We start from the raw sequence: 21,659 nt of genomic DNA, 5'->3' as shown, positions 1-21,659 counted from the left end.
AGTGAGGGCTAATGGGTCAGGATAAGCTGTATATCGAAAAAGAACTGAGCTGGTTGTCTTTTAACGAACGTGTGCTCCAGGAAGCAGCGGATAAAATTAATCCGCTGATTGAGAGAATGCGTTTTCTCGGCATCTATTCGAATAACCTTGATGAATTTTACAAGGTCCGATTCGCTGAACTTAAGCGGCGAATTCTGATCAGTGAAGAACAAGGTACGGCTCCCAATTCGCGCCATCTACTCAATAAAATTCAGGCGCGCGTGCTGAAAGCCGACCAGGAATTTGATGGGTTGTATAACGATTTGCTGCTGGAAATGGCGCGTAATCAGATCTTCCTGATTAACGAACGCCAGCTTTCCCCGAATCAGCAAAACTGGCTGCGCCACTATTTCAAACATTATCTGCGCCAGCACATCACACCGATCCTCATCAATAACGAAACCGATCTGGTGCAGTTCCTTAAAGATGATTACACCTATCTGGCGGTTGAGATTATTCGCGGCACCGATATTCGTTACGCCCTGCTGGAAATCCCGTCAGATAAAGTTCCGCGCTTTGTGAATTTACCACCGGAAGCGCCGCGTCGCCGCAAACCCATGATCCTGCTGGATAACATTCTGCGTTATTGCCTGGACGACATTTTCAAAGGCTTCTTCGATTACGATGCGCTGAACGCCTATTCAATGAAAATGACGCGCGACGCAGAATACGACCTGGTGACAGAAATGGAGTCCAGCCTGCTGGAACTGATGTCATCGAGCTTAAAACAGCGTCTTACCGCAGAGCCGGTGCGTTTTGTTTACCAGCGCGATATGCCTGATGCGATGGTCGAAATGCTACGTAATAAGCTGACTATCACTAATTACGACTCCATTATTCCCGGTGGCCGCTACCACAATTTTAAAGATTTCATTAGCTTCCCGAATGTTGGCAAAGCCAATTTAATCAATAAACCTCTGCCGCGTCTGCGCCATATCTGGTTCGATAAATTCCGTAACGGATTTGATGCGATTCGTAATCGTGACGTGCTGCTTTATTACCCGTACCACACTTTTGAACACGTGCTGGAATTGCTGCGTCAGGCCTCGTTCGACCCGAGTGTATTGGCGATTAAAATCAATATTTATCGCGTGGCGAAAGACTCGCGCATTATCGAATCGATGATTCATGCCGCGCACAACGGGAAAAAAGTCACTGTTGTGGTTGAACTGCAGGCGCGATTTGATGAAGAAGCCAACATTCACTGGGCGAAGCGCCTGACTGAAGCGGGCGTACACGTTATTTTCTCCGCGCCAGGCCTGAAAATTCACGCCAAATTATTCCTGATTTCTCGTAAAGAAGGCGAAGAAGTGGTGCGTTACGCCCACATCGGTACCGGTAACTTTAACGAGAAAACCGCGCGTCTTTATACCGACTATTCCTTGCTGACTTGCGATGCTCGCATCACCAATGAAGTGCGACGGGTATTCAACTTTATCGAAAACCCGTATCGCCCGGTGACGTTCGAGCATCTGATGGTGTCGCCGCAGAACTCACGTCGCCTGCTTTACGATCTGGTCGATAAAGAGATTGCGAATGCGCAAAACGGCGAGCCGTCTGGCATTACTCTGAAACTGAATAACCTGGTCGATAAAGGGCTGGTAGACAGGCTGTATGCTGCGTCAAGCTCGGGTGTGAAGGTGAATTTGCTGGTGCGCGGTATGTGCTCGCTTATCCCGAATCTGGAGGGGATCAGCGATAACATTCGGGTGATCAGTATCGTTGACCGTTACCTGGAACACGACCGGGTTTATATCTTTGAAAACGGTGGCGATAAGAAAGTGTATCTTTCGTCTGCCGACTGGATGACGCGTAACATTGATTACCGTATCGAAGTTGCGGTCGCCATCCTCGATCCGCGCCTGAAACAACGGGTGTTGGATATCATTGAAATCTTGTTCAGTGACACGGTAAAAGCACGCTATATCGACAAAGAGTTGAGTAACCGCTATGTTCCGCGCGGTAATCGCCGCAAGGTACGCTCACAGCTGGCGATATACGATTACATTAAGTCTCTGGAACAACCTGAATAACGCACCTGCAACCTGAAAGATGAAGGTTATATGTCGACTATAAAATTATGCCGATAAAAAAACACACTCCACGACCGCAAGAATTCGCTGCGGTCGACCTTGGCTCGAACAGCTTCCATATGGTCATCGCGCGCGTCGTTGATGGCGCGATGCAAATCATCGGCCGTCTGAAACAGCGCGTTCATCTGGCTGATGGTCTGAATGCCGAAAACGAGTTAAGCGAAGAAGCGATGGAACGTGGGCTGTCATGCCTGGCGTTATTTGCGGAGCGCCTTCAGGGATTCTCTGCAGACAATGTTTGTATCGTCGGGACGCACAGTTTGCGTCAGGCGGTAAACGCAGAAGAGTTCCTGAAACGCGCCGAGCAGGTTATCCCCTACCCGATTGAAATCATTTCCGGTAACGAAGAAGCGCGTCTGATTTTTATGGGTGTGGAACATACGCAGCCTGAAAAGGGCCGCAAGCTGGTGATTGATATCGGTGGCGGTTCGACTGAGTTAGTCATCGGCGAAGATTTCGAACCAATGCTGGTGGAAAGCCGCCGCATGGGCTGTGTGAGCTTTGCACAAAACTTTTTCCCGAAAGGGAATATAAGCCCAGAAAACTTTAAGCGTGCGCGGCTTGCTGCAGTGCAAAAGCTGGAAAACCTCTCCTGGCAGTATCGCTTACAGGGCTGGAATGTGGCGATGGGTGCGTCTGGTACCATCAAAGCCGCCCACGAAGTGCTGGTCAATATGGGCGAAAAAGACGGGATTATTACCCCGGATCGCCTGGAAAAGCTGCGTGATGAAGTCCTGAAGTACAAGAGCTTTAACTCGATGAGCCTGCCTGGTTTATCGGAAGAGCGTAAAGCGGTGTTTGTGCCCGGTCTTGCGATTCTTTGCGGGGTATTTGACTCACTGGCAATTCGTGAATTGCGCCTGTCCGATGGTGCGCTGCGTGAGGGGGTACTCTATGAAATGGAGGGCCGCTTCCGCCATCAGGATATTCGTATCCGCACCGCGCAAAGCCTCGCGAATCAGTACCATATTGATAGCGATCAGGCCAAACGTGTCTTGAGTACCACTGAGCATATTTATCAGCAGTGGGAAGTTCAAAACCCGAAGCAGGCTAATCCACAAATGGCCGCGCTGCTGAAATGGTCGGCGATGCTGCACGAAGTGGGGCTAAATATTAATCACAGTGGGCTACATCGCCACTCGGCTTATATTCTGCAGCACAGCAACCTGCCGGGCTTTAACCAGGAACAGCAGACGCTGATTGCATCGCTTGTGCGTTATCACCGCAAAGCAATCAAGATTGACGATCTGCCACGTTTTACCCTGTTTAAGAAAAAACAGTTCCTGCCGTTAATTCAGATCCTGCGCCTGGCCGTATTGCTGAATAACCAACGTCAGGCAACCACCACGCCGCCAACACTGGTGCTGGAAACAGACGAGAACCACTGGACGCTGCGCTTCCCGTACGACTGGTTTAGCCAGAACACGCTGGTGCTGCTGGATTTAGAACGCGAACAGCAATACTGGGACAATACTGCAGGATGGCGACTTTCGATTGAAGAGGAAGCCAGCCCGAACGTGGCAGCCTGAAAGTAAAACAACAAACGCCCATCAGGGCGTTTGTGCTATCACTGCTTCGTCTTCCTGCTCAAGCAGGGTTTCTAACAGTCGCGGGCGCCCTATCAAATAGCCCTGGAAATAATCGATGCCCAGGCTCTGCACTGCGGCTTTGACCTGTTCACTTTCCACATACTCCGCCACCAACTGCATCTTTTTAATACGAGCCAACTGGCAGATAGAATCCACAATCTGAAAATCCAGACTGCTGGTAAGAATATTGCGAATAAAACTACCGTCGATTTTCAGGATGTCGGCGCTGATATCTTTCAGGCGTGCATAGCTGGCATAACCTGTACCAAAATCGTCTATCGCTACCCGACATCCCATATTTTGTAATGCGGTCAGCGTCGCATTAACTTGCTCAATATTGGTTAATGCGTTGCTTTCGGTAATTTCAAAAATCAGCTGCCAGGGTTCTATGTTGTAGCCTTTCAACAGACGTTTTACTTCGCCTGCAAACTGTAAACGCCCCACTGACGCCGGAGTCAGGTTGATGGAAAAACGGCTGCCAGGAAGCTGCTCCCGATGGGTATCCATGAATTTCAAGGTAGCTTCTAATACCCATTTGTCGATTTTAGAAGACAAGCCAAATTCATGTGCCACCGGCAAAAAGGCGTCAGGCATAAACAGGTTATCCCCTTCGTTATCGCCCTTCATTCGCAGCAAAATTTCATGGTAAGTATCGCCACGGATCCCTTCGATACGCTGCACCATCAGGACGAAATTCCCGGAATCAATCGCAACTTGCAGGCGGTTCATCATCGCCACTTTATTTCTCACCGCGTTCTGCACGTGGTTTGAACCCTGCTGCTGCAAGCTTTCCGGTTTTGAGGTTGAGAGCGATAAGTCAGCCATGGTGCTGAGCTCGCCAAGCAGGTAGTAAATGTGAGTGACCGGCTGGCGGATGTGGCAGTAACTGATACCCACTTGCGGCTGCAGCGCCATGCCATCCCACATAAAGCGGAACTGTTTCACGTGCTGGTCGAGAGACTCAATGCGCTCATGATACGAGTCATAATTCAGGCGCACCGCCAGCTCATGGCCTGACAGGTGATACACATCTTCGTTATCGTTCAAAATGGGTTGCAGATAATCATTGAGCTGCTGCTTATATTGAATACGAAGTTGCACGCCGTAGTTACGTCCCAAAAGCTCCAGTTCGGGTATACGCAAAAAAGCTAACGCCGACCAGGGATTGCGGAACAGATCGCGGTTCAGCGCCCGCAGATTCGCCATTTGCACGATGGGGTCAATAAATGCGACACGGTGCGCTTTGCGATGCAGAAAACGCTGACGAGTCGTGACAACGGCCATCAGATAGATAGTCAACGAGAAAACCGCGTAACAGGAAGAAGCGATCGCCAGATGGAGCTGGAAGCCCATGTAAGGCGGCAAATAGTTATGAAAACCGCTACACAGGATAATTAAGATAACGGTCCAGCTGGTCGTGATAAACAGGAAACCAAAGCGCATCGCCCCCCACAACATCAGCGGCAGGATTAACGTGAGCGTGTAATCGGTGGTGAAAATGGTGGTGACACCATTATTGGGGACTAACAGCAGGCTAATCAACAGGACGACCAGAGCGGCCCAAAGCACCATCTCAGTTTTCGTCACTCCCGACTGCATTTGCGCCTTCATCCGCGAAACAAATGAGATAGCGAAACGCGGGTTACGGCACATGCGGATGACGGTATAGAAGAATGGCATCCCCGTTAAGCAACCAATCAGCACTGCCTGAAAATTGATGAGCGTCCGCGCGTGGAGCACGTTTTCTATAGTGCTACTGCCTGCATCTATGTACCAGCCGAAGAAAATGCCCAACTGATAGATAGCTAAAAATATCAACGAGTTGATCAATACCAACCAAATCATGCGTTGTGCCGTAAGAGTAATGGCACCAAACATGATTGAGCTACGTCTTGGGACGAAAACACGGTAGCCGCCCCAACTTATCGTGATGGGAACTAAGAAATGAATAATCGCCATTAAGGGGGCGAAATCACCTCTTAAAGGGAAAAAGTAGATTAAGAGCGCAAGAGTAATTCCGAACAGGGCTGACCAGCCGAAAACTAACAGGAATGCGGTCATCAAACCAAGCGGCATGTAGACGAGGAACACGCGCCCACCATCCATCACGGTTTGAGCGTTACACCACATGGCGATGGGGAGGAGAATACCCGGCAGCACCAAAGGAAGCGCCCACCATTTGTCTTTATTTTTTTTATACCAGCTAGCCAGATACATTCGTTATCGCCAAAACCCTGTCATCCAGCGTGGGTAAGTTTCGAACAGGAATCCAGCCTGGCCGATATAACCATATTGCTATGGAATAGAGTGCAGATTTTAGTTAGGGATGGGCTTAAGAAGATGATCTAAATCAATTTTAGCCGGAGTTTTAGTTTCTTTAGTAAAGAAATTAAAATAAATACTGCATATTTAGTAATCAACTAATATTAAGAAATGTTTATATAACAAGGGTGAATGTTTCCGTGAGCAAATCTGAGATGTCCAGGAATTGACCTTCGCGCACCACTGTGTATAAATACACACGTCGCCCGCGGTTGACGGGCAAACATCAAGGATCATTTGCGTGACACAGGTTACGAGTATGCGAAGACGACATAAGTTTAACAATCGTATGACCCGCATTATTCTGCTCATCAGTTTTCTCTTCCTTTTTGGCCGTTTTGTCTACTCTGCCATCGGCGCCTGGTACCATCATCAGGATAAAGTAGAAGCCCAACAAAGCAGCCTATCAGTGGATAACACCAACCGGTAACGCCTTCTTTTAATTAAAATTAATAACACTGACTTCCAGCCGGTGAGATTTGTCACATCTCAATCATTATGACGGGTTACTCATTTTCCAGCCAGTTGATGAAAAACTCGCTAAACATCGACACCTGTACCGGCTGAAACCGACGCTGCGGATAGACAAACTGTAATCCCACCTGCTTTTTGTCATGACGGCTAAAACCGATGAAACGGTCAGCCAGTAGCACTTTCAGCCGCCCCTGTTCTACATCTCGTTTGACGTCCCACCAGGATTTACTGGCAATCCCGGCACCAGCGAGAACCCATTGTCGCAATAGCGCACCATCGTCGCATACCATGGCCGGCGTCACGCGCAGGCTCTGCGTCTCCCCTTCACTCGCGAAACGCCACTCATTCATCAGCGTTCCCCGACGCTCCATGACCAGGCAACGATGCGCCACTAAATCGTCCACTGAATGCGGCTCGCCATGGGCGGCAAGATAAGCTGGTGAAGCCACCAGAACCCGATGGTTTTGCCTGATGTTTTTTGTCACCAGATTGCTGTCCGGCAAATTCCCAAAGCGAATACTCATATCCAGCCGTAAGGAAATCAGATCCACCACATCTTCACTCAGATACAGTGAACTTTTAACTTCCGGGTGCTGGCGGGAAAAATCGAGGAGCGCAGGTGAAAGATACTGACGCCCAAAATCAGAAGGAGCGGCAATCCGCAGAGTCCCGCTCAGCACGCCCTCTTTTTGTATCAGCTTTGATTCCGCCTGCTCCACCTCCTCAAGCACCCGAAGTGCGGCGTAATAAAATTCCTCGCCGGCGCGCGTCAACGCAATGGCTCGGGTGGAGCGATTAAAAAAACGCGTTTGATAGCGCTCCTCCAGTGCTTTCAATCGCGCAGTCATGGTGGCAGGCGACAGATTCATCCGTCGACCAGCAGCCGCTAATCCCCCCGCCTCTGTCACCGCCACCAGCAACGCCATATCTTCGAGCTTGCCCATTATTCTAATTTCCTGAATAGACAATCAGTTTTCAATGCCATTATCAAAACGACAAACGACCCGTAAAGTCAATGCATCGTTCACTATCCCGGAGTCGAAAAAATGAAATCACGCCACCTGTTTGAGGCTACTCATGTTGGGTCAATTGAAACCCGTAGCCGTATTGTTATGGCTCCCATGACACGCTCGCGCTCCGCACAGCCGGGGAATATCCCGACCGCTGTGATGGCGAAGTATTACCAGCAACGCGCGTCTGCGGGGCTCATCATCACCGAAGCGACTCAAATATCACCGCAGGGTCAGGGCTACTCCTGGACGCCTGGCATTCACTCACCCGAGCAGATTCATGGCTGGCGTCTGGTCACGGAGGCTGTTCATCAGGTGGGCGGAAAGATCCTCTCGCAACTGTGGCACGTCGGGCGCATGTCCCATGAAAGCTTTCACGCTGACGGCAAGCCGGTTGCCCCTTCTGCGCTCTCGCCGGATGCACAAGTCTGGGTGGTGGGAAGCGACGGCGTAGGCCGAATGGTTGACTGCCCCGTTCCGCGCGAATTAACCCATGACGATATTCGTCAGGTGGTTGCTGATTATCGCCACGCAGCGCTTAACGCCATTGAAGCCGGGTTTGATGGGGTAGAAGTCCACGGTGGCAACGGCTATCTGATCGATCAGTTCCTGCGCCGCACCTCGAACAAGCGCACCGACGAATACGGCGGCAGCCTGGCAAACCGCGTGCGCTTCGCACAAGAAGTTTTGGAAGCCATTAGCGATGCGATTGGAGCAGACAAAACAGGTATCCGTCTTGCGCCGTTTATTACGCAGCGTGGCATGGATGACCCGCAGGCCATAGAAGCGATTCTGGCTCTGGCTGCGTGGTGTGAACAAAAAGGTATCGCCTTTATCCATCTGGCGGAAGCTGACTGGGATGATGCGCCACAGGTGCCGTATGAGTTTCGGGAAACCTTACGTACGACCTTCAGAGGCACCATTATCGTCGCCGGGAATTACACACAAGAGAAAGCCGAAAAGCTGCTCGGCGCAGGGGTTGTAGATTTGATTGCCTTCGGACGTCCGTTTATTGCTAACCCGGATTTCCCACGCCGTCTCGCGGAAAACCTGCCGCTGGCACCCATCACTAATCCAGCCGCCTTGTTTGGTGGCAAAGAAGCTGGCTATACCGACTATCCAGCCTGGTCATCCGGCGTTACAGAATGACATCAAATGGCACTGTAAATATGCGCGTCAGAATGGCATCCATGTGTCGCCGACTTTTATGGTGAACGGTTTGGTGCAGGCAGATCTTAGCAGCGGCGATGATATCAGCGTCTGGGCTGAACGCATTTTAGCCTGAGCCATAAAAAGAAAAACCCTCTGCAAAACAGAGGGTTTCGATTATTTCATTTCATCAAAACAACGGTTGAATAAGCGAAATTATTCCCACTCGATAGTCGCTGGCGGTTTGCCAGAGATATCGTAAACCACACGGGAAATACCGTTTACTTCGTTGATGATGCGGTTGGAAACACGGCCAAGGAAATCGTATGGCAGGTGCGCCCAATGCGCGGTCATAAAGTCGATGGTTTCCACCGCACGCAGTGAAACAACCCAATCGTATTTACGGCCATCGCCCATCACGCCGACAGAACGCACCGGCAGGAACACAGTGAACGCCTGGCTAACTTTGTTGTAGAGATCCGCTTTATGCAGCTCTTCGATAAAGATGGCATCGGCACGACGCAGCAGGTCGCAATACTCTTTCTTCACTTCGCCTAATACGCGCACGCCAAGACCTGGACCCGGGAACGGGTGACGGTACAGCATGTCGTACGGCAGGCCCAGCTCCAGACCAATTTTGCGCACTTCGTCTTTGAACAGCTCACGCAGCGGCTCAACGAGACCCATCTTCATCTCTTTCGGCAAGCCACCCACGTTGTGGTGAGATTTGATGACGTGTGCTTTACCAGTCGCAGAAGCAGCGGATTCGATAACATCAGGGTAAATGGTGCCCTGCGCCAGCCACTTCACGTCTTCGAGTTTCAGTGCTTCTTCATCGAACACTTCAACAAACACGCGGCCGATAATTTTACGTTTCGCTTCTGGCTCGTTCTCGCCCGCTAATGCCGACAGGAAACGCTCTTCGCCTTCAACGTGCACGATGTTCAGGCCGAAGTGGTCACCAAACATGTCCATCACTTGTTGGGCTTCGTTCAAACGCAACAGGCCGTTATCAACGAATACGCAGGTCAGACGGTCGCCAATCGCGCGGTGCAGCAGCATAGCGGTAACGGAGGAATCCACGCCACCAGATAAGCCCAGAATGACTTTGTCGTTGCCTACTTGTTCACGCAGACGAACAATCGCATCTTCGATGATTTTTGCCGGAGTCCACAGTGCTTCGCAGCCGCAGATATCCAGAACAAAACGCTCCAGCAGACGCTGGCCCTGACGGGTGTGGGTCACTTCCGGGTGGAACTGCACGCCATAAAAACGTTTTTCTTCATTTGCCATAATCGCGAACGGGCAAGTTTCGGTGCTCGCAACGGTAACGAAGTCGGAAGGGATCGCGGTGACTTTATCGCCATGGCTCATCCAGACATCCAGCAGCGGTTTGCCTTCGGCACTCAGAGAGTCTTCGATGCCGCGAACCAGCGCGCTGTCTGTTTTCACTTCAACTTGCGCGTAACCGAACTCACGTTCGTTGGAACCTTCAACGTGGCCGCCAAGCTGCATCGCCATGGTCTGCATGCCGTAGCACACACCAAATACAGGCACACCCGCGGTAAAGACATAGTCAGGTGCACGTGGGCTGTCCTGCTCAGTCGTACTTTCCGGTCCACCAGAAAGAATAATACCGCTTGGATTAAATTCTCGAATCTGTGCTTCAGTGACATCCCATGCCCACAGCTCACAGTAAACGCCCAACTCACGCACGCGGCGCGCTACCAGTTGAGTGTACTGAGAACCGAAATCGAGGATAAGTATGCGATGTTTATGGATGTTTTCCGTCATTGATTCTAATTCCAGGAATAGTGAAACAGGGCAAGTAAATCATCAGAAGGATTACTCTAAATAATTCGAGGTGCAGGAAGGCGGCAAACTCGCGAATCCCCAGGAACATAGATAACTATGTGACTGGGGTGAACGAGTGCAGCCAACGCATCTGCAACTTGAAGAATGACGAGTAATCAGGAACCCATGCGGTAGTTAGGGGACTCTTTAGTAATCGTCACATCGTGGACGTGACTTTCCTGAATACCCGCACCGCTGATGCGTACAAATTCCGCTTTAGTACGCAGGGCATCGATGGTACCACAGCCGGTCAGACCCATACAGGAACGCAGGCCGCCCATTTGCTGGTGAACGATCTCTTTCAGGCGACCTTTGTAAGCCACACGGCCTTCGATACCTTCCGGTACCAGTTTGTCGGCTGCGTTGTCAGTCTGGAAGTAACGGTCAGAAGAACCTTTGGACATCGCGCCCAGAGAGCCCATACCACGGTAAGATTTGAAAGAACGCCCCTGGTAGAGTTCGATTTCACCTGGAGATTCTTCAGTCCCTGCCAGCATACCGCCAACCATCACCGCAGATGCGCCCGCAGCGATAGCTTTCGCGATGTCGCCTGAGAAGCGGATACCGCCATCAGCGATGACAGGAATGCCGGTACCTTCCAGTGCTTCAACCGCATCCGCTACCGCAGTGATTTGCGGAACACCTACGCCGGTGACGATACGAGTAGTACAGATGGAGCCAGGTCCGATACCGACTTTCACTGCACTTACGCCAGCGTCAGCCAGGGCACGTGCGCCCGCAGCGGTTGCTACGTTGCCGCCGATGATTTGCAGGTCAGGATATTTAGCGCGAGTCTCACGAATACGTTGCAGAACGCCTTCGGAATGACCATGAGAGGAATCAATCAGTAAAACATCGACGCCAGCGGCTACCAGAGCGTCGATACGCTCTTCGTTGCCCGCACCTGCGCCAACTGCCGCACCCACACGCAAACGGCCCTGGTCGTCTTTACAGGCGTTAGGTTTACGTTCGGCTTTTTGGAAGTCTTTTACGGTGATCATGCCGTGAAGGTGGAAATTGCTGTCAACGACCAGCGCTTTCTCAACACGTTTTTCGTGCATTTTGGACAGCACGACATCACGCGCTTCGCCTTCTTTCACGGTAACCAGACGCTCTTTCGGGGTCATGTACACGCTAACAGGTTGGTTCAGGTCAGTAACAAAACGTACATCGCGACCGGTGATGATACCCACCAGCTCGTTTTGTTCGGTCACAACCGGGTAACCGGCGAAACCGTTACGGGCGGTCAGTTCTTTCACTTCGTGCAGAGTGGTGGTCGGCAACACGGTCTGTGGGTCAGTAACAACACCACTTTCGTGTTTTTTCACGCGTTTGACTTCTTCAGCCTGGCGCTCAATCGACATGTTTTTGTGAATGAAACCAAGTCCACCTTCCTGAGCCAAAGCGATGGCCAGACGGGCTTCCGTTACGGTATCCATTGCTGCTGAGAGCATAGGGATATTCAAACGAATAGTTTTGGTCAGTTGGGTGCTGAGATCGGCCGTGTTAGGCAGAACTGTAGAGTGAGCTGGAACGAGGAGAACGTCATCAAACGTCAGTGCTTCTTTAGCGATTCGTAGCATGGCAATATCTCAACCTGGGGTGAATGAGAACAGATAAAATATTGCCGCGGCATTATACAGAGCGGAATCGATTGCATCCACACTTTTTTAAGAAAACTCCTTGCCAAGGAGAATACGAGAGGTACTATCGACCGAATAACTTGCTGATTTAGAATTTGATCCAGGTCACATGCCAACGATAAATACTCCATCAATTTTTACCGTCAGCCGTCTGAATCAGACGGTCCGAATGCTGCTGGAACAAGAGATGGGGCAAGTCTGGATCAGCGGTGAAATTTCCAACTTCACCCAACCCGCTTCCGGTCACTGGTACTTCACGCTCAAAGACGATACCGCGCAAATTCGTGGTGCGATGTTCCGTAACAGCAATCGACGCGTGACCTTCCGTCCACAACATGGGCAGCAGGTGCTGGTGCGTGCAACTCTGACGCTGTACGAGCCACGCGGTGATTACCAGATTATCGTTGAAAGCATGCAACCGGCGGGTGAAGGTCTGTTGCAGCAGCAGTACGAAGAGCTGAAACAACGCCTCACCGCTGAAGGTCTGTTTGAGCAGATTCATAAGCAGCCTCTGCCAACACCCGCGCATCAGGTTGGGGTCATCACCTCAAAAACAGGTGCCGCGCTACATGACATCTTGCATGTCCTGAAACGTCGTGACCCTTCCCTGCCAGTAATTATTTACCCCACTGCGGTTCAGGGCGCTGATGCCCCGCTGCAAATCGTGCGGGCGATAGAGTTAGCCAACCAGCGCAACGAGTGTGATGTGCTGATTGTTGGACGCGGCGGTGGTTCGCTGGAAGACCTGTGGAGTTTTAACGATGAGCGAGTTGCCAGGGCTATTTTTGCCAGCAAAATTCCTATCGTTAGTGCCGTAGGGCATGAAACTGACGTCACGATCGCCGATTTTGTCGCTGATGTGCGTGCGCCGACACCTTCCGCTGCGGCAGAAATTGTCAGCCGTAATCAACTTGAATTGCTGCGCCAGCTCCAGTCGCAACAGCAGCGCATGGAAATGGCGATGGATTACTATCTCGCCCAGCGAACGCAGCGCTTTACGCGCTTGCACCATCGTTTACAACAGCAACATCCGCAACTGCGTCTGGCTCGCCAGCAAACCCTGCTTGATCGTATGCAACAACGTCTGAATGTTGCGATGGATGCAAAACTGCGCCGCACGACACAACAGCAGCAACGTTTGATGCAGCGTTTGAATCAGCAACAACCGCAGCCACGGATCCACCGTGCCCAGACTCGCTTGCAGCAGCTGGAATATCGTTTATCGCAGGTTGTGACCGCGCGTCTGAGCAGCACTCGCCAGCGATTTGTCACTGCCATCGCGCAACTTGAAGGGGTAAGCCCGCTGGCAACACTTGCGCGTGGCTATAGCGTAACCACCGCGACTGACGGCAAAGTGCTGAAGAAGACGAAACAGGTGCATTCCGGAGATATGCTGACAACGCGTCTCGAGGATGGTTGGGTGGAAAGCCTGGTCACCGGCATTACACCGGTGAAACCTGCACGCAAGCGAAAAACGGTTGCGAAAAGTTAGAACTTAGTTCGCAACAGGCACGAATTCGACGCGTTTCTTCGAGATCAATCCATGGCCATTTTGGCAGAAATAGTCGACGGCGCCACACGCTTTTAAAACTTCCAGCGGCTTATGGCAATCCGGGCAGCGAGGTTCCAGGCGATAATCCTGCTGGCAGGTTTCGCAGCGCGCATCCGAGTCTGTTTGCTGTAATGGGGTTTCACACACCGGACATTTCACTTCCATAAATCACTCCTTTCTGTTCTTCAACTATATTCATCTTTTGTTGTACCCAGAATACTGGCGCACCGTGCATAGCTGTGGATTATCCACCGGGGAGAAGAAATGTATAACACTATTCTTGCACATCGCAGTTATCGGTTCGCCAGCCTCAAGGAGTTAATGGCCAAAGCTTCCCCGGCGCGATCCGGGGATAATCTGGCGGGAATTGCGGCGCAAAGTGCAGAAGAATGCATGGCAGCAAAAATGGCACTGGCTGATGTCCCGTTGCGTGAAATCCTCGATAACCCGCTTATCCCCTACGAACAAGATGAAGTCACCCGCCTGATTATTGATACTCATGATAAAACTGCTTTTCAGGCCATTAGCCATTTAACCGTCGGTGATTTTCGTAACTGGCTACTTGATGATGCGACAGACAGCCAGACGTTACGCCAGGTTGCCAAAGGCATTACGCCGGAAATGGCCGCTGCGGTAAGCAAACTGATGCGCAATCAGGATTTGATTCTGGCGGCGAGCAAATGCCAGATAACCACCCGCTTTCGCAATACTATCGGTTTGCGGGGCCACCTTAGCGTGCGTCTGCAACCCAACCACCCCACAGACGATATGAAGGGCATCGCGGCCAGCATGCTCGACGGGCTGTTGTATGGCGCGGGTGACGCAGTGGTTGGCATTAACCCTGCCAGCGACAGCCTGCCAGTGCTTGAACGGCTGAATTATATGATGGATGACATAATCAGCCGTTTTGCGATTCCGACCCAATCCTGCGTGCTTACCCATGTCACTAACACTTTGCAGTTGATTGAACGCGGTGCGCCCGTCGATTTAGTGTTTCAATCGGTCGCGGGGACGGAAGCGGCGAATAGCGGCTTTGGCATCAATCTGGCGCTGTTACAGGAGGCGCATGACGCAGCACTGAGCTTAAATCGCGGCACGCTGGGTAATAATGTGATGTATTTCGAAACCGGTCAGGGAAGTTGTTTATCTTCCAACGCGCATCATGGCGTCGACCAACAAACCTGCGAAGCCCGGGCGTATTCGGTGGCCCGTCATTTCAATCCGCTACTGGTCAACACGGTTGTAGGATTTATTGGGCCGGAATATCTGTATGACGGTAAACAAATCATCCGCGCGGGGCTGGAAGATCATTTCTGCGGAAAGTTAATGGGGTTACCGCTCGGTTGCGACGTTTGTTACACCAACCACGCCGAAGCGGACCAGGATGATATGGATACCCTTCTCACCCTGTTGTGTAACGCCGGGCTGACCTTTTTAATCGGCGTGCCAGGAGCGGATGACATAATGCTCAACTACCAGAGCACCTCTTTCCACGATGCGTTGTATGCCCGCCGTTTGCTGGGGCTAAAACATGCGCCGGAATTCGCTGAATGGCTGACCCGCATGCAGATTATCGATGCGCATGGGCAGCTACGTTTGACGGGGGCAAACCATCCTCTGTTAACCGTACTCGCGCAGGGGATGACCTTATGAATGCAGATGCATGGACATTATTACGGGAATTCACCGCTGCCCGTATCGCCCTTGGGCGCAGCGGTGCAAGCCTGCCTACCAAAGAAGTACTCAATTTTGGTCTCGCCCATGCGCAGGCCAGAGATGCTGTCCATCAGCCTTTTCATAGTGAAGAGATAAGCAAAGAACTGGCCGATATGGGTTTGCCGACGCTGACGGTAAAAAGCGCGGCGCAAGACCGCCATATCTATCTGAACCGCCCGGATCTGGGACGTAAACTGGATGATGAAAGCCGGACGATGCTGCAAACCAGCAATATCGGCAATGTCGACTCACTGCTGGTGATTGGGGATGGGCTTTCTTCTCATGCGGTACATCGTCAGTCCGTAGCGCTGATCCGCGAGCTATTGCCGTACCTCAAAACGCTGGGTCTGACGCTGGCTCCTGTGGTACTGGCTCACCAGTCACGAGTGGCTTTAGGCGACGATATTGGTGAAATCCTCAACTGCAAAGCCGTCGCGATGCTGATTGGCGAGCGGCCCGGACTATCTTCACCGGACAGCCTTGGGGTTTATCTGACGTGGGATCCCGAACGTAAGCGCCAGGAGTCTGAACGCAACTGCATCTCCAATATTCGTGCGCAAGGGCTTTGCCACACCGCCGCCGCGTTTAAACTCGCATGGTTGCTGGAGCAAGCCTTTTTGCGCCGGTTAACCGGGGTGAAGCTGAAAGATGAAAGTGATAATCCGGCCTTACACCTGCGTGTTAAATTCCCTGGCGTAACGCATACTGGATCCAGTACGCAAATTTCGACCTAAGGGTTCACCATGAAAAATATCGTTCTCATTGCGTTAGTTTTGTTTCCGCTGGCTGCGCTAGCGACGACTGAAAAGACGACACCTCCACAGGCGTTCAATTTTAGCTGCGGGAAAACTGGCGGCACCTACAGTGACGGTAAAGGTGGCGTGTGGGTGAATGGTCAAAAAGCGACGATTGAGCAAAGCAGCCCAACCTACTGGGAAGCGACTAGCGGTAAAACGGTGATCAGCATTGTGCGTTCAGCAGACGGTAATCCTGAGATTTCTTTTACCGGCCCTAATCGCACTCATGGCGTCTGTATGCCTGAGGATGAAGTGAGCTTCGCGCCCGCTGAGAATAAAAAAACACAGCAGCAAACAGGCCCATCGTTTTCTTGCTCAGGCGTGAATAAAGGTAGCATGGAAGAGCTCATTTGCCAGGATGGAGCGCTATCTGCCCTGGATCTCAAACTGACGAATACCTACAAGCATGCGCTGGTAAAATCCAGCAATAATTCAACGCTTAAGGCCGAGCAACGTGGATGGATTAAAGGCCGAGATGAATGCTGGAAAGCAGAAAATAAAACCTCATGCCTGCACGATTCCTATCAGGAACGCATCACCGAATTGCAGAAAAAGTACCAGGTACAATAAGCAAATTCCTGACCAAGAGCCTGAATGTAAAAAAGCCCGCGATGCGGGCTTTTTGTTTTGCTCACGGCTGGTTACCGCGCAGTCTTATTTGCTTTTCTTGATGTGTTTGATCAAACGCTTACGTTTACGCATCTGGTTTGGCGTCAAGGTGTTACGTTTGTTGGCAAACGGGTTCTCGCCTTCCTTGAACTGGATACGGATTGGTGTACCCATGACATCCAGCGATTTGCGGAAGTAGTTCATCAAGTAACGCTTGTAGGAGTCCGGCAGGTCTTTAACCTGGTTGCCGTGAATCACGACGATTGGCGGGTTATAACCACCTGCGTGAGCATATTTCAGCTTAACACGACGACCACGAACCAACGGTGGCTGGTGATCTTCAGCAGCCATGGTCATGATACGAGTCAGAAGTGCTGTGCTTACGCGGCGCGTGGAGCTGTCATAAGCTTCACGAACGGATTCGAACAAGTTGCCAACACCGCTGCCGTGCAATGCAGAGATAAAGTGGACGCGAGCAAAGTCGATAAAGCCAAGACGATAATCCAGCGTCTCTTTGACTTGTTCTCTGACTTCGTTGCTCAGACCATCCCACTTGTTGACCACAATCACCAGTGAGCGCCCACTATTGAGGATAAAGCCTAGCAGAGACAGATCCTGATCGGAGATACCTTCACGAGCATCAATCACCAGCATCACAACGTTCGCATCTTCGATCGCTTGCAGGGTTTTGATTACCGAGAATTTCTCAACGGTTTCAGTGATTTTGCCACGTTTACGCACCCCAGCGGTGTCGATAAGAACGTATTCACGCTCATCACGCTCCATTGGGATATAGATGCTGTCACGCGTAGTTCCCGGCATGTCATAAACCACAACACGGTCTTCGCCAAGAATACGGTTGGTGAGCGTTGACTTACCTACGTTCGGACGGCCAACGATTGCCAGTTTGATTGGCAAATCCTGAGGATTAAAAGCTTCTTCTTCCTCTTCTTCTTCCAGCTCTTCGTCGTCTGACACAATGCCATTCTTGGCATTGAATGCCGCCCAGTAGGCTGCATCTTCATCGATTTCTTCTTCCGGCTCGCGCGGGTTAGTTTCGTCGATAAATGGGATCAGCACGTGTTCGAGCAAGGTTGTGACACCGCGACCGTGAGAGGCGGCGATCGGGTGAATTTCACCTAATCCCAAAGAGTAGAAATCAATAACCGCCTGGTCAGGATCCATACCGTCAGTCTTGTTCGCCACCAAAAAGGTTGGCTTCTGACGAGAACGCAGATGTTTAGCAATGGCTTCGTCGGCAGGCATCAGGCCAGCACGCGCATCCACCATAAACAGCACCACATCAGCTTCTTCAATCGCTAACAGCGACTGCGCAGCCATATGCGTTTCAACGCCATCTTCTGTACCATCAATACCGCCGGTATCAATGGCGATAAATTCGCGACCTTCCACTTCAGCACGACCATACTTGCGGTCGCGAGTCAGCCCCGGGAAATCCGCGACCAGCGCATCTCGGGTACGCGTCAAGCGGTTAAACAACGTGGATTTTCCGACATTAGGGCGCCCGACAAGCGCAACCACAGGTACCATGATAAAAGCCTCATTACTCAAAATTCATCATAAAACGACGTCAAACCACGTCGTTTCTAAAAACAGGAAACGGCTCCCGGACTACAGGAACCGTTTCGCACTCAAAATTACTTCAGGCAAGTTTAGCGCTTGATAGCGTACAACGTACCGTCTTTTGACTGAATCAACAGCTTATCGCTGGCGACAACTGGCTCAGTCTGGAATCCAGAACTGTCCACTTTTTGTTGGGCAACAAAGCGACCGTCATCAGCATTAATCCAGTGCATATAACCTTCGCTATCACCAACAACCAGATATCCGTTGTACAGAACAGGTGTCGTCAGATTACGGTGCAGTAAATCGCTTTGTGTCCAAAGCGTGACACCGCCATCGGCATTCAGAGCAATCACACGGTCATTCTGGTCGACGAGGAAAATACGGTTCGCATCAACGATAAAGTCGTTTACTGAACCCAATTCACGTTTCCACATCACCTGGCCTGAACGTAAGTCCAGCGCAGTCAGGTTGCCATTATATGCCAGCGCGTAGACCACACCGTTAACAACCACTGGCGTCGTATCGACATCGCTCAAACGGTCAATCTCGGTAGCACCGGTTGCCTGAGAGATACGTTGCTGCCAAATTAGCTGACCTTGCTTCAGCATAACCGCGCTTACGCGACCGTTGTCACCGCCAACAATTGCAGCACCAAACGCGACTGCAGGTGCTGATTCGCCACGCAGAGAAAGTGCTGGCATATCCAGGTTTACAGTCCATTTCACTGAACCGTCAGCTTCATCGAATGCCTGAAGCTGGCCATTGCTGGTATGAACCAGAACTAAACCTTCGCTGATTACAGGGCGAGACAGCACTTCGCCTGCGGCTTTACTTTGCCACGCAATACTACCATCAGAGGTGTTAAGCGCATAAACCTGTGCTTTCTCACTACCAACGTATAGATGTGAACCTTCAACCGTTACGCCACCAGAAAGCAATGCCGGCAGGTTGCTGGAATAAAAGTTCGTCTTTTCAGAAAGATCGATAGACCAGATTTCTTTACCGTCGTCCGCATTAACGGCTTTAACGATACCACGGCGATCGGCGGCATAAATGTTGCCGTCCTGCCACGCTGGATGCAAATTGGAATAGAAATCGCCAATTCCGCTACCAACAGAAGTACTCCATGATTTTTCAGGTTCGAATTGGTTTTCAACTGTCGGCAGTGGAGACATTTTAACCACGTCTTCTTCACCGCTAAACAGTGAACAACCGCTGAGCAGCGTCAGAGAAATCAGCCCTGGTACAAGTAGTTTACGCAATTGCATCGGGTCCCTCTTAGCTCGACAAATTATTAATTTTCATCTGCATCATTTCGCGCAGGGCTGGAGAAGCGTCGGTTTGTGAGCCTTTGCTCCACGCATCGCGTGCACCTTGCTTATCCCCTTTGCTGAGCAACGCTTCACCGCGTAAATCAGCGATAATCGCTACCCAACCTTCACCTTTAACACTATCGAGCGTTTTCAGCGCAGCATCAATTTGCTTTTGTTGAATTTGAACACGTGCCAGACGAACATTGATCAGCGCCTGCAAATTTTCATCGCTGGTGCTGCTCAGACCTTGCTGCAATTGCGCTGCCGCTTTTGCCAGGTCGTTGTTATCAGCGTACTTCTGCGCAATTTCAAGTGAAGCTAATGCGCCGTAAGTATTCTTGGTGTTAGCTGCGAATTTTTCTGCTGCACTCAACGTTGCAGGTTGATCAGCACGCACAGCTTGAGTGACGGTTTGGTACTCAAGAGAAGAAGCCATTGAGCTTTCAGCCTGATGACTGTTCCAGTAACGCCAGCCAACCAGTGCGCCAATACCCAGAACAACACCAACTACCAGCGCTTTGCCGTTTTCAGCAAAGAAGCGTTTTACCGCATCAACCTGTTCGTTATCGTTTTCGTAAATTTCCACGCAGTCCTTCTCCTTAACGATTAATCACTGGGGAAATTAGCCCAGTAGCGCCTGCAAATGAGCGACCGCGTTTGCTTGTTCAACGGTAGTTTGCTCACCTGTGCGCAGATCCTTCACGACGACCTGACCATTAGCCACTTCAGTTTCGCCCAGCACCAGTGCAACACGCGCACCCCACTTGTCTGCACGGACGAACTGCTTCTTGAAGTTACCACCGCCGTAGTTAGTCATCAGCTTGATTGCTGGGACCTGGTCACGTAATTGCTCAGCCAACAGCATTGCTGCAGCTTGCGTTCCCTGACCTGACGATATCAGGTAAATATCGACAACAGATTCTGCTTTAAATTCCGGATTAATAGCCTGAACAAGTAAAACAAGACGTTCCAGACCCATCGCAAAACCCACTGCTGGGGCTGCGCGGCCACCGAGTTGCTCAACTAAACCGTCGTAACGGCCACCGGCACACACGGTACCTTGAGAACCCAGGCTGCTAGTCACCCACTCGAACACAGTGCGGTTGTAGTAATCCAGACCACGCACCAGGCGCTGATTCACGGTATACGCGATACCGGCAGCATCCAGGTACTGGCACAGACCCGCGAAATGTTCACGAGACTCTTCATCCAGATACTCGCCAAGTGTTGGCGCGTCATCCAGCAATGCCTGAACGTCTGGATTTTTTGAGTCCAGAACGCGCAACGGGTTGCTGTACATACGACGCTGGCAATCTTCGTCGAGTTTCTCTTTATGCTGTTCAAGGAACGCAACCAGCGCATCACGATAGTTAGCACGAGCTTCAAGAGAACCGATAGAATTCAGTTCCAGGCTGACGTGTTGGTCGATACCCAAAGCACGCCACCAGCGAGCAGTCAGCATAATCAGTTCCGCGTCAATATCTGGCCCTTGCAGACCAAAGACTTCGACACCCAACTGATTGAACTGGCGATAACGCCCTTTTTGCGGACGCTCATGGCGGAACATCGGCCCGATGTACCACAAGCGCTGTTCCTGATTGTACAGAAGACCATGTTCGATACCGGCACGCACGCAGCCCGCGGTGCCTTCAGGGCGCAAGGTCAGGCTATCGCCGTTGCGGTCCTCAAAGGTATACATCTCTTTTTCAACCACGTCGGTGACTTCACCGATGGCGCGTTTGAATAACGGGGTCTGCTCTACAATCGGCAAACGGATTTCGCTGTAACCGTAGCTGCCGAGCACCTGTTTCAGAATGCCTTCAATGCGCTGCCAAATGGCGGTTTCGCCAGGCAGGTAATCGTTCATGCCGCGGATGGCTTGAATGTTTTTTGCCACGTTTATTCTCTACCG

At 51.2% G+C, this 21,659-nt stretch carries 17 protein-coding genes and 1 pseudogene; 9 read left to right on the top strand and 9 right to left on the bottom strand.

Going from position 1 to position 21,659, the window contains the following annotated elements:
• Positions 1-11 precede the first annotated feature (11 nt).
• Together ppk1 and ppx are read left to right on the top strand one after the other, a co-directional pair.
• Positions 12-2,072, top strand: coding sequence for a polyphosphate kinase 1 (gene ppk1, locus WBL83_RS16005; protein ID WP_424590081.1), 2,061 nt, complete (start codon positions 12-14; stop codon positions 2,070-2,072).
• A gap of 47 nt (positions 2,073-2,119) precedes the next feature.
• Positions 2,120-3,661 (top strand): exopolyphosphatase, encoded by a 1,542-nt coding sequence (gene ppx / locus WBL83_RS16000; RefSeq protein WP_424590080.1) that lies wholly within the window; start codon positions 2,120-2,122, stop codon positions 3,659-3,661.
• A gap of 21 nt (positions 3,662-3,682) precedes the next feature.
• On the opposite strand, the gene WBL83_RS15995 is transcribed toward ppx, so the two are convergent.
• Complete coding sequence (locus WBL83_RS15995; RefSeq protein ID WP_424590079.1) at positions 3,683-5,938, bottom strand: EAL domain-containing protein; 2,256 nt, start codon at positions 5,936-5,938, stop codon at positions 3,683-3,685.
• Between the two features lie 346 nt (positions 5,939-6,284).
• On the opposite strand from WBL83_RS15995, the gene WBL83_RS15990 reads away from it, so the two are divergent.
• Positions 6,285-6,473, top strand: a complete 189-nt coding sequence (locus tag WBL83_RS15990) for a YfgG family protein (protein WP_183270179.1) — start codon at positions 6,285-6,287, stop codon at positions 6,471-6,473.
• A gap of 76 nt (positions 6,474-6,549) precedes the next feature.
• Here the strand turns inward: WBL83_RS15990 and WBL83_RS15985 are convergent, their stop codons facing one another.
• The gene (locus WBL83_RS15985) at positions 6,550-7,461 is read right to left on the bottom strand and encodes a LysR substrate-binding domain-containing protein (protein WP_424590078.1); all 912 of its coding nucleotides are present in this window, start codon (positions 7,459-7,461) and stop codon (positions 6,550-6,552) included.
• Positions 7,462-7,563: 102 nt separating this feature from the next.
• Here WBL83_RS15985 and WBL83_RS15980 point away from each other — a divergent pair, with 102 nt between their 5' ends.
• Positions 7,564-8,676 carry an alkene reductase gene (locus tag WBL83_RS15980; RefSeq protein ID WP_424590077.1) on the top strand — a complete coding sequence of 371 codons (1,113 nt, stop codon included), beginning with the start codon at positions 7,564-7,566 and terminating at the stop codon, positions 8,674-8,676.
• Positions 8,660-8,812, top strand: a pseudogene (locus WBL83_RS15975) (thioredoxin); the annotation flags it as partial. The gene WBL83_RS15980 and the pseudogene WBL83_RS15975, both read left to right, overlap by 17 nt.
• 80 nt (positions 8,813-8,892) lie before the next feature.
• On the opposite strand, the gene guaA reads toward WBL83_RS15975, so the two are convergent.
• The gene (gene guaA / locus WBL83_RS15970) at positions 8,893-10,470 is read right to left on the bottom strand and encodes a glutamine-hydrolyzing GMP synthase (RefSeq protein ID WP_424590076.1); all 1,578 of its coding nucleotides are present in this window, start codon (positions 10,468-10,470) and stop codon (positions 8,893-8,895) included.
• A gap of 176 nt (positions 10,471-10,646) precedes the next feature.
• On the bottom strand, positions 10,647-12,113 hold the full coding sequence (gene guaB / locus WBL83_RS15965; protein WP_424590075.1) for an IMP dehydrogenase: 1,467 nt from the start codon (positions 12,111-12,113) through the stop codon (positions 10,647-10,649).
• A 169-nt stretch (positions 12,114-12,282) separates the two neighbouring features.
• Here guaB and xseA point away from each other — a divergent pair, with 169 nt between their 5' ends.
• Complete coding sequence (xseA, locus tag WBL83_RS15960) at positions 12,283-13,665, top strand: exodeoxyribonuclease VII large subunit (RefSeq protein ID WP_424590074.1); 1,383 nt, start codon at positions 12,283-12,285, stop codon at positions 13,663-13,665.
• Between the two features lie 3 nt (positions 13,666-13,668).
• Here the strand turns inward: xseA and WBL83_RS15955 are convergent, their stop codons facing one another.
• A complete protein-coding gene (locus WBL83_RS15955; RefSeq protein ID WP_424590073.1) occupies positions 13,669-13,890 on the bottom strand; it encodes a zinc ribbon domain-containing protein in 222 nt (73 codons plus the stop codon).
• Between the two features lie 99 nt (positions 13,891-13,989).
• Here WBL83_RS15955 and WBL83_RS15950 point away from each other — a divergent pair, with 99 nt between their 5' ends.
• Genes WBL83_RS15950 through WBL83_RS15940 form a run of 3 tightly spaced genes read left to right on the top strand, consistent with a single transcriptional unit; the run spans position 13,990 to position 16,808 of the window.
• Positions 13,990-15,378, top strand: a complete 1,389-nt coding sequence (locus WBL83_RS15950) for an ethanolamine ammonia-lyase subunit EutB (RefSeq protein ID WP_424590072.1) — start codon at positions 13,990-13,992, stop codon at positions 15,376-15,378.
• The gene (gene eutC, locus WBL83_RS15945; protein ID WP_424590071.1) at positions 15,375-16,175 is read left to right on the top strand and encodes an ethanolamine ammonia-lyase subunit EutC; all 801 of its coding nucleotides are present in this window, start codon (positions 15,375-15,377) and stop codon (positions 16,173-16,175) included. Before WBL83_RS15950 ends, eutC begins: the two co-directional genes overlap by 4 nt.
• Before the next feature lie 9 nt (positions 16,176-16,184).
• Entirely contained in the window at positions 16,185-16,808 is a 624-nt protein-coding gene (locus WBL83_RS15940) for a lysozyme inhibitor LprI family protein (RefSeq protein ID WP_424590070.1), read from the top strand.
• Between the two features lie 84 nt (positions 16,809-16,892).
• Here the strand turns inward: WBL83_RS15940 and der are convergent, their stop codons facing one another.
• The 4 genes from der to hisS form a co-directional block, all read right to left on the bottom strand.
• The gene (gene der, locus WBL83_RS15935) at positions 16,893-18,398 is read right to left on the bottom strand and encodes a ribosome biogenesis GTPase Der (RefSeq protein WP_424590069.1); all 1,506 of its coding nucleotides are present in this window, start codon (positions 18,396-18,398) and stop codon (positions 16,893-16,895) included.
• A gap of 122 nt (positions 18,399-18,520) precedes the next feature.
• Complete coding sequence (bamB, locus tag WBL83_RS15930; RefSeq protein WP_424590068.1) at positions 18,521-19,702, bottom strand: outer membrane protein assembly factor BamB; 1,182 nt, start codon at positions 19,700-19,702, stop codon at positions 18,521-18,523.
• Between the two features lie 10 nt (positions 19,703-19,712).
• Complete coding sequence (locus WBL83_RS15925; protein WP_424590067.1) at positions 19,713-20,333, bottom strand: YfgM family protein; 621 nt, start codon at positions 20,331-20,333, stop codon at positions 19,713-19,715.
• Between the two features lie 36 nt (positions 20,334-20,369).
• Positions 20,370-21,644 carry a histidine--tRNA ligase gene (gene hisS / locus WBL83_RS15920; RefSeq protein ID WP_424590066.1) on the bottom strand — a complete coding sequence of 425 codons (1,275 nt, stop codon included), beginning with the start codon at positions 21,642-21,644 and terminating at the stop codon, positions 20,370-20,372.
• Positions 21,645-21,659: the final 15 nt, after the last annotated feature.

It is taken from the genome of Buttiauxella sp. (genome assembly GCF_049686335.1).
GTDB lineage: Bacteria > Pseudomonadota > Gammaproteobacteria > Enterobacterales > Enterobacteriaceae > Buttiauxella.
This window is presented reverse-complemented; position numbering and strand designations above follow the sequence as displayed.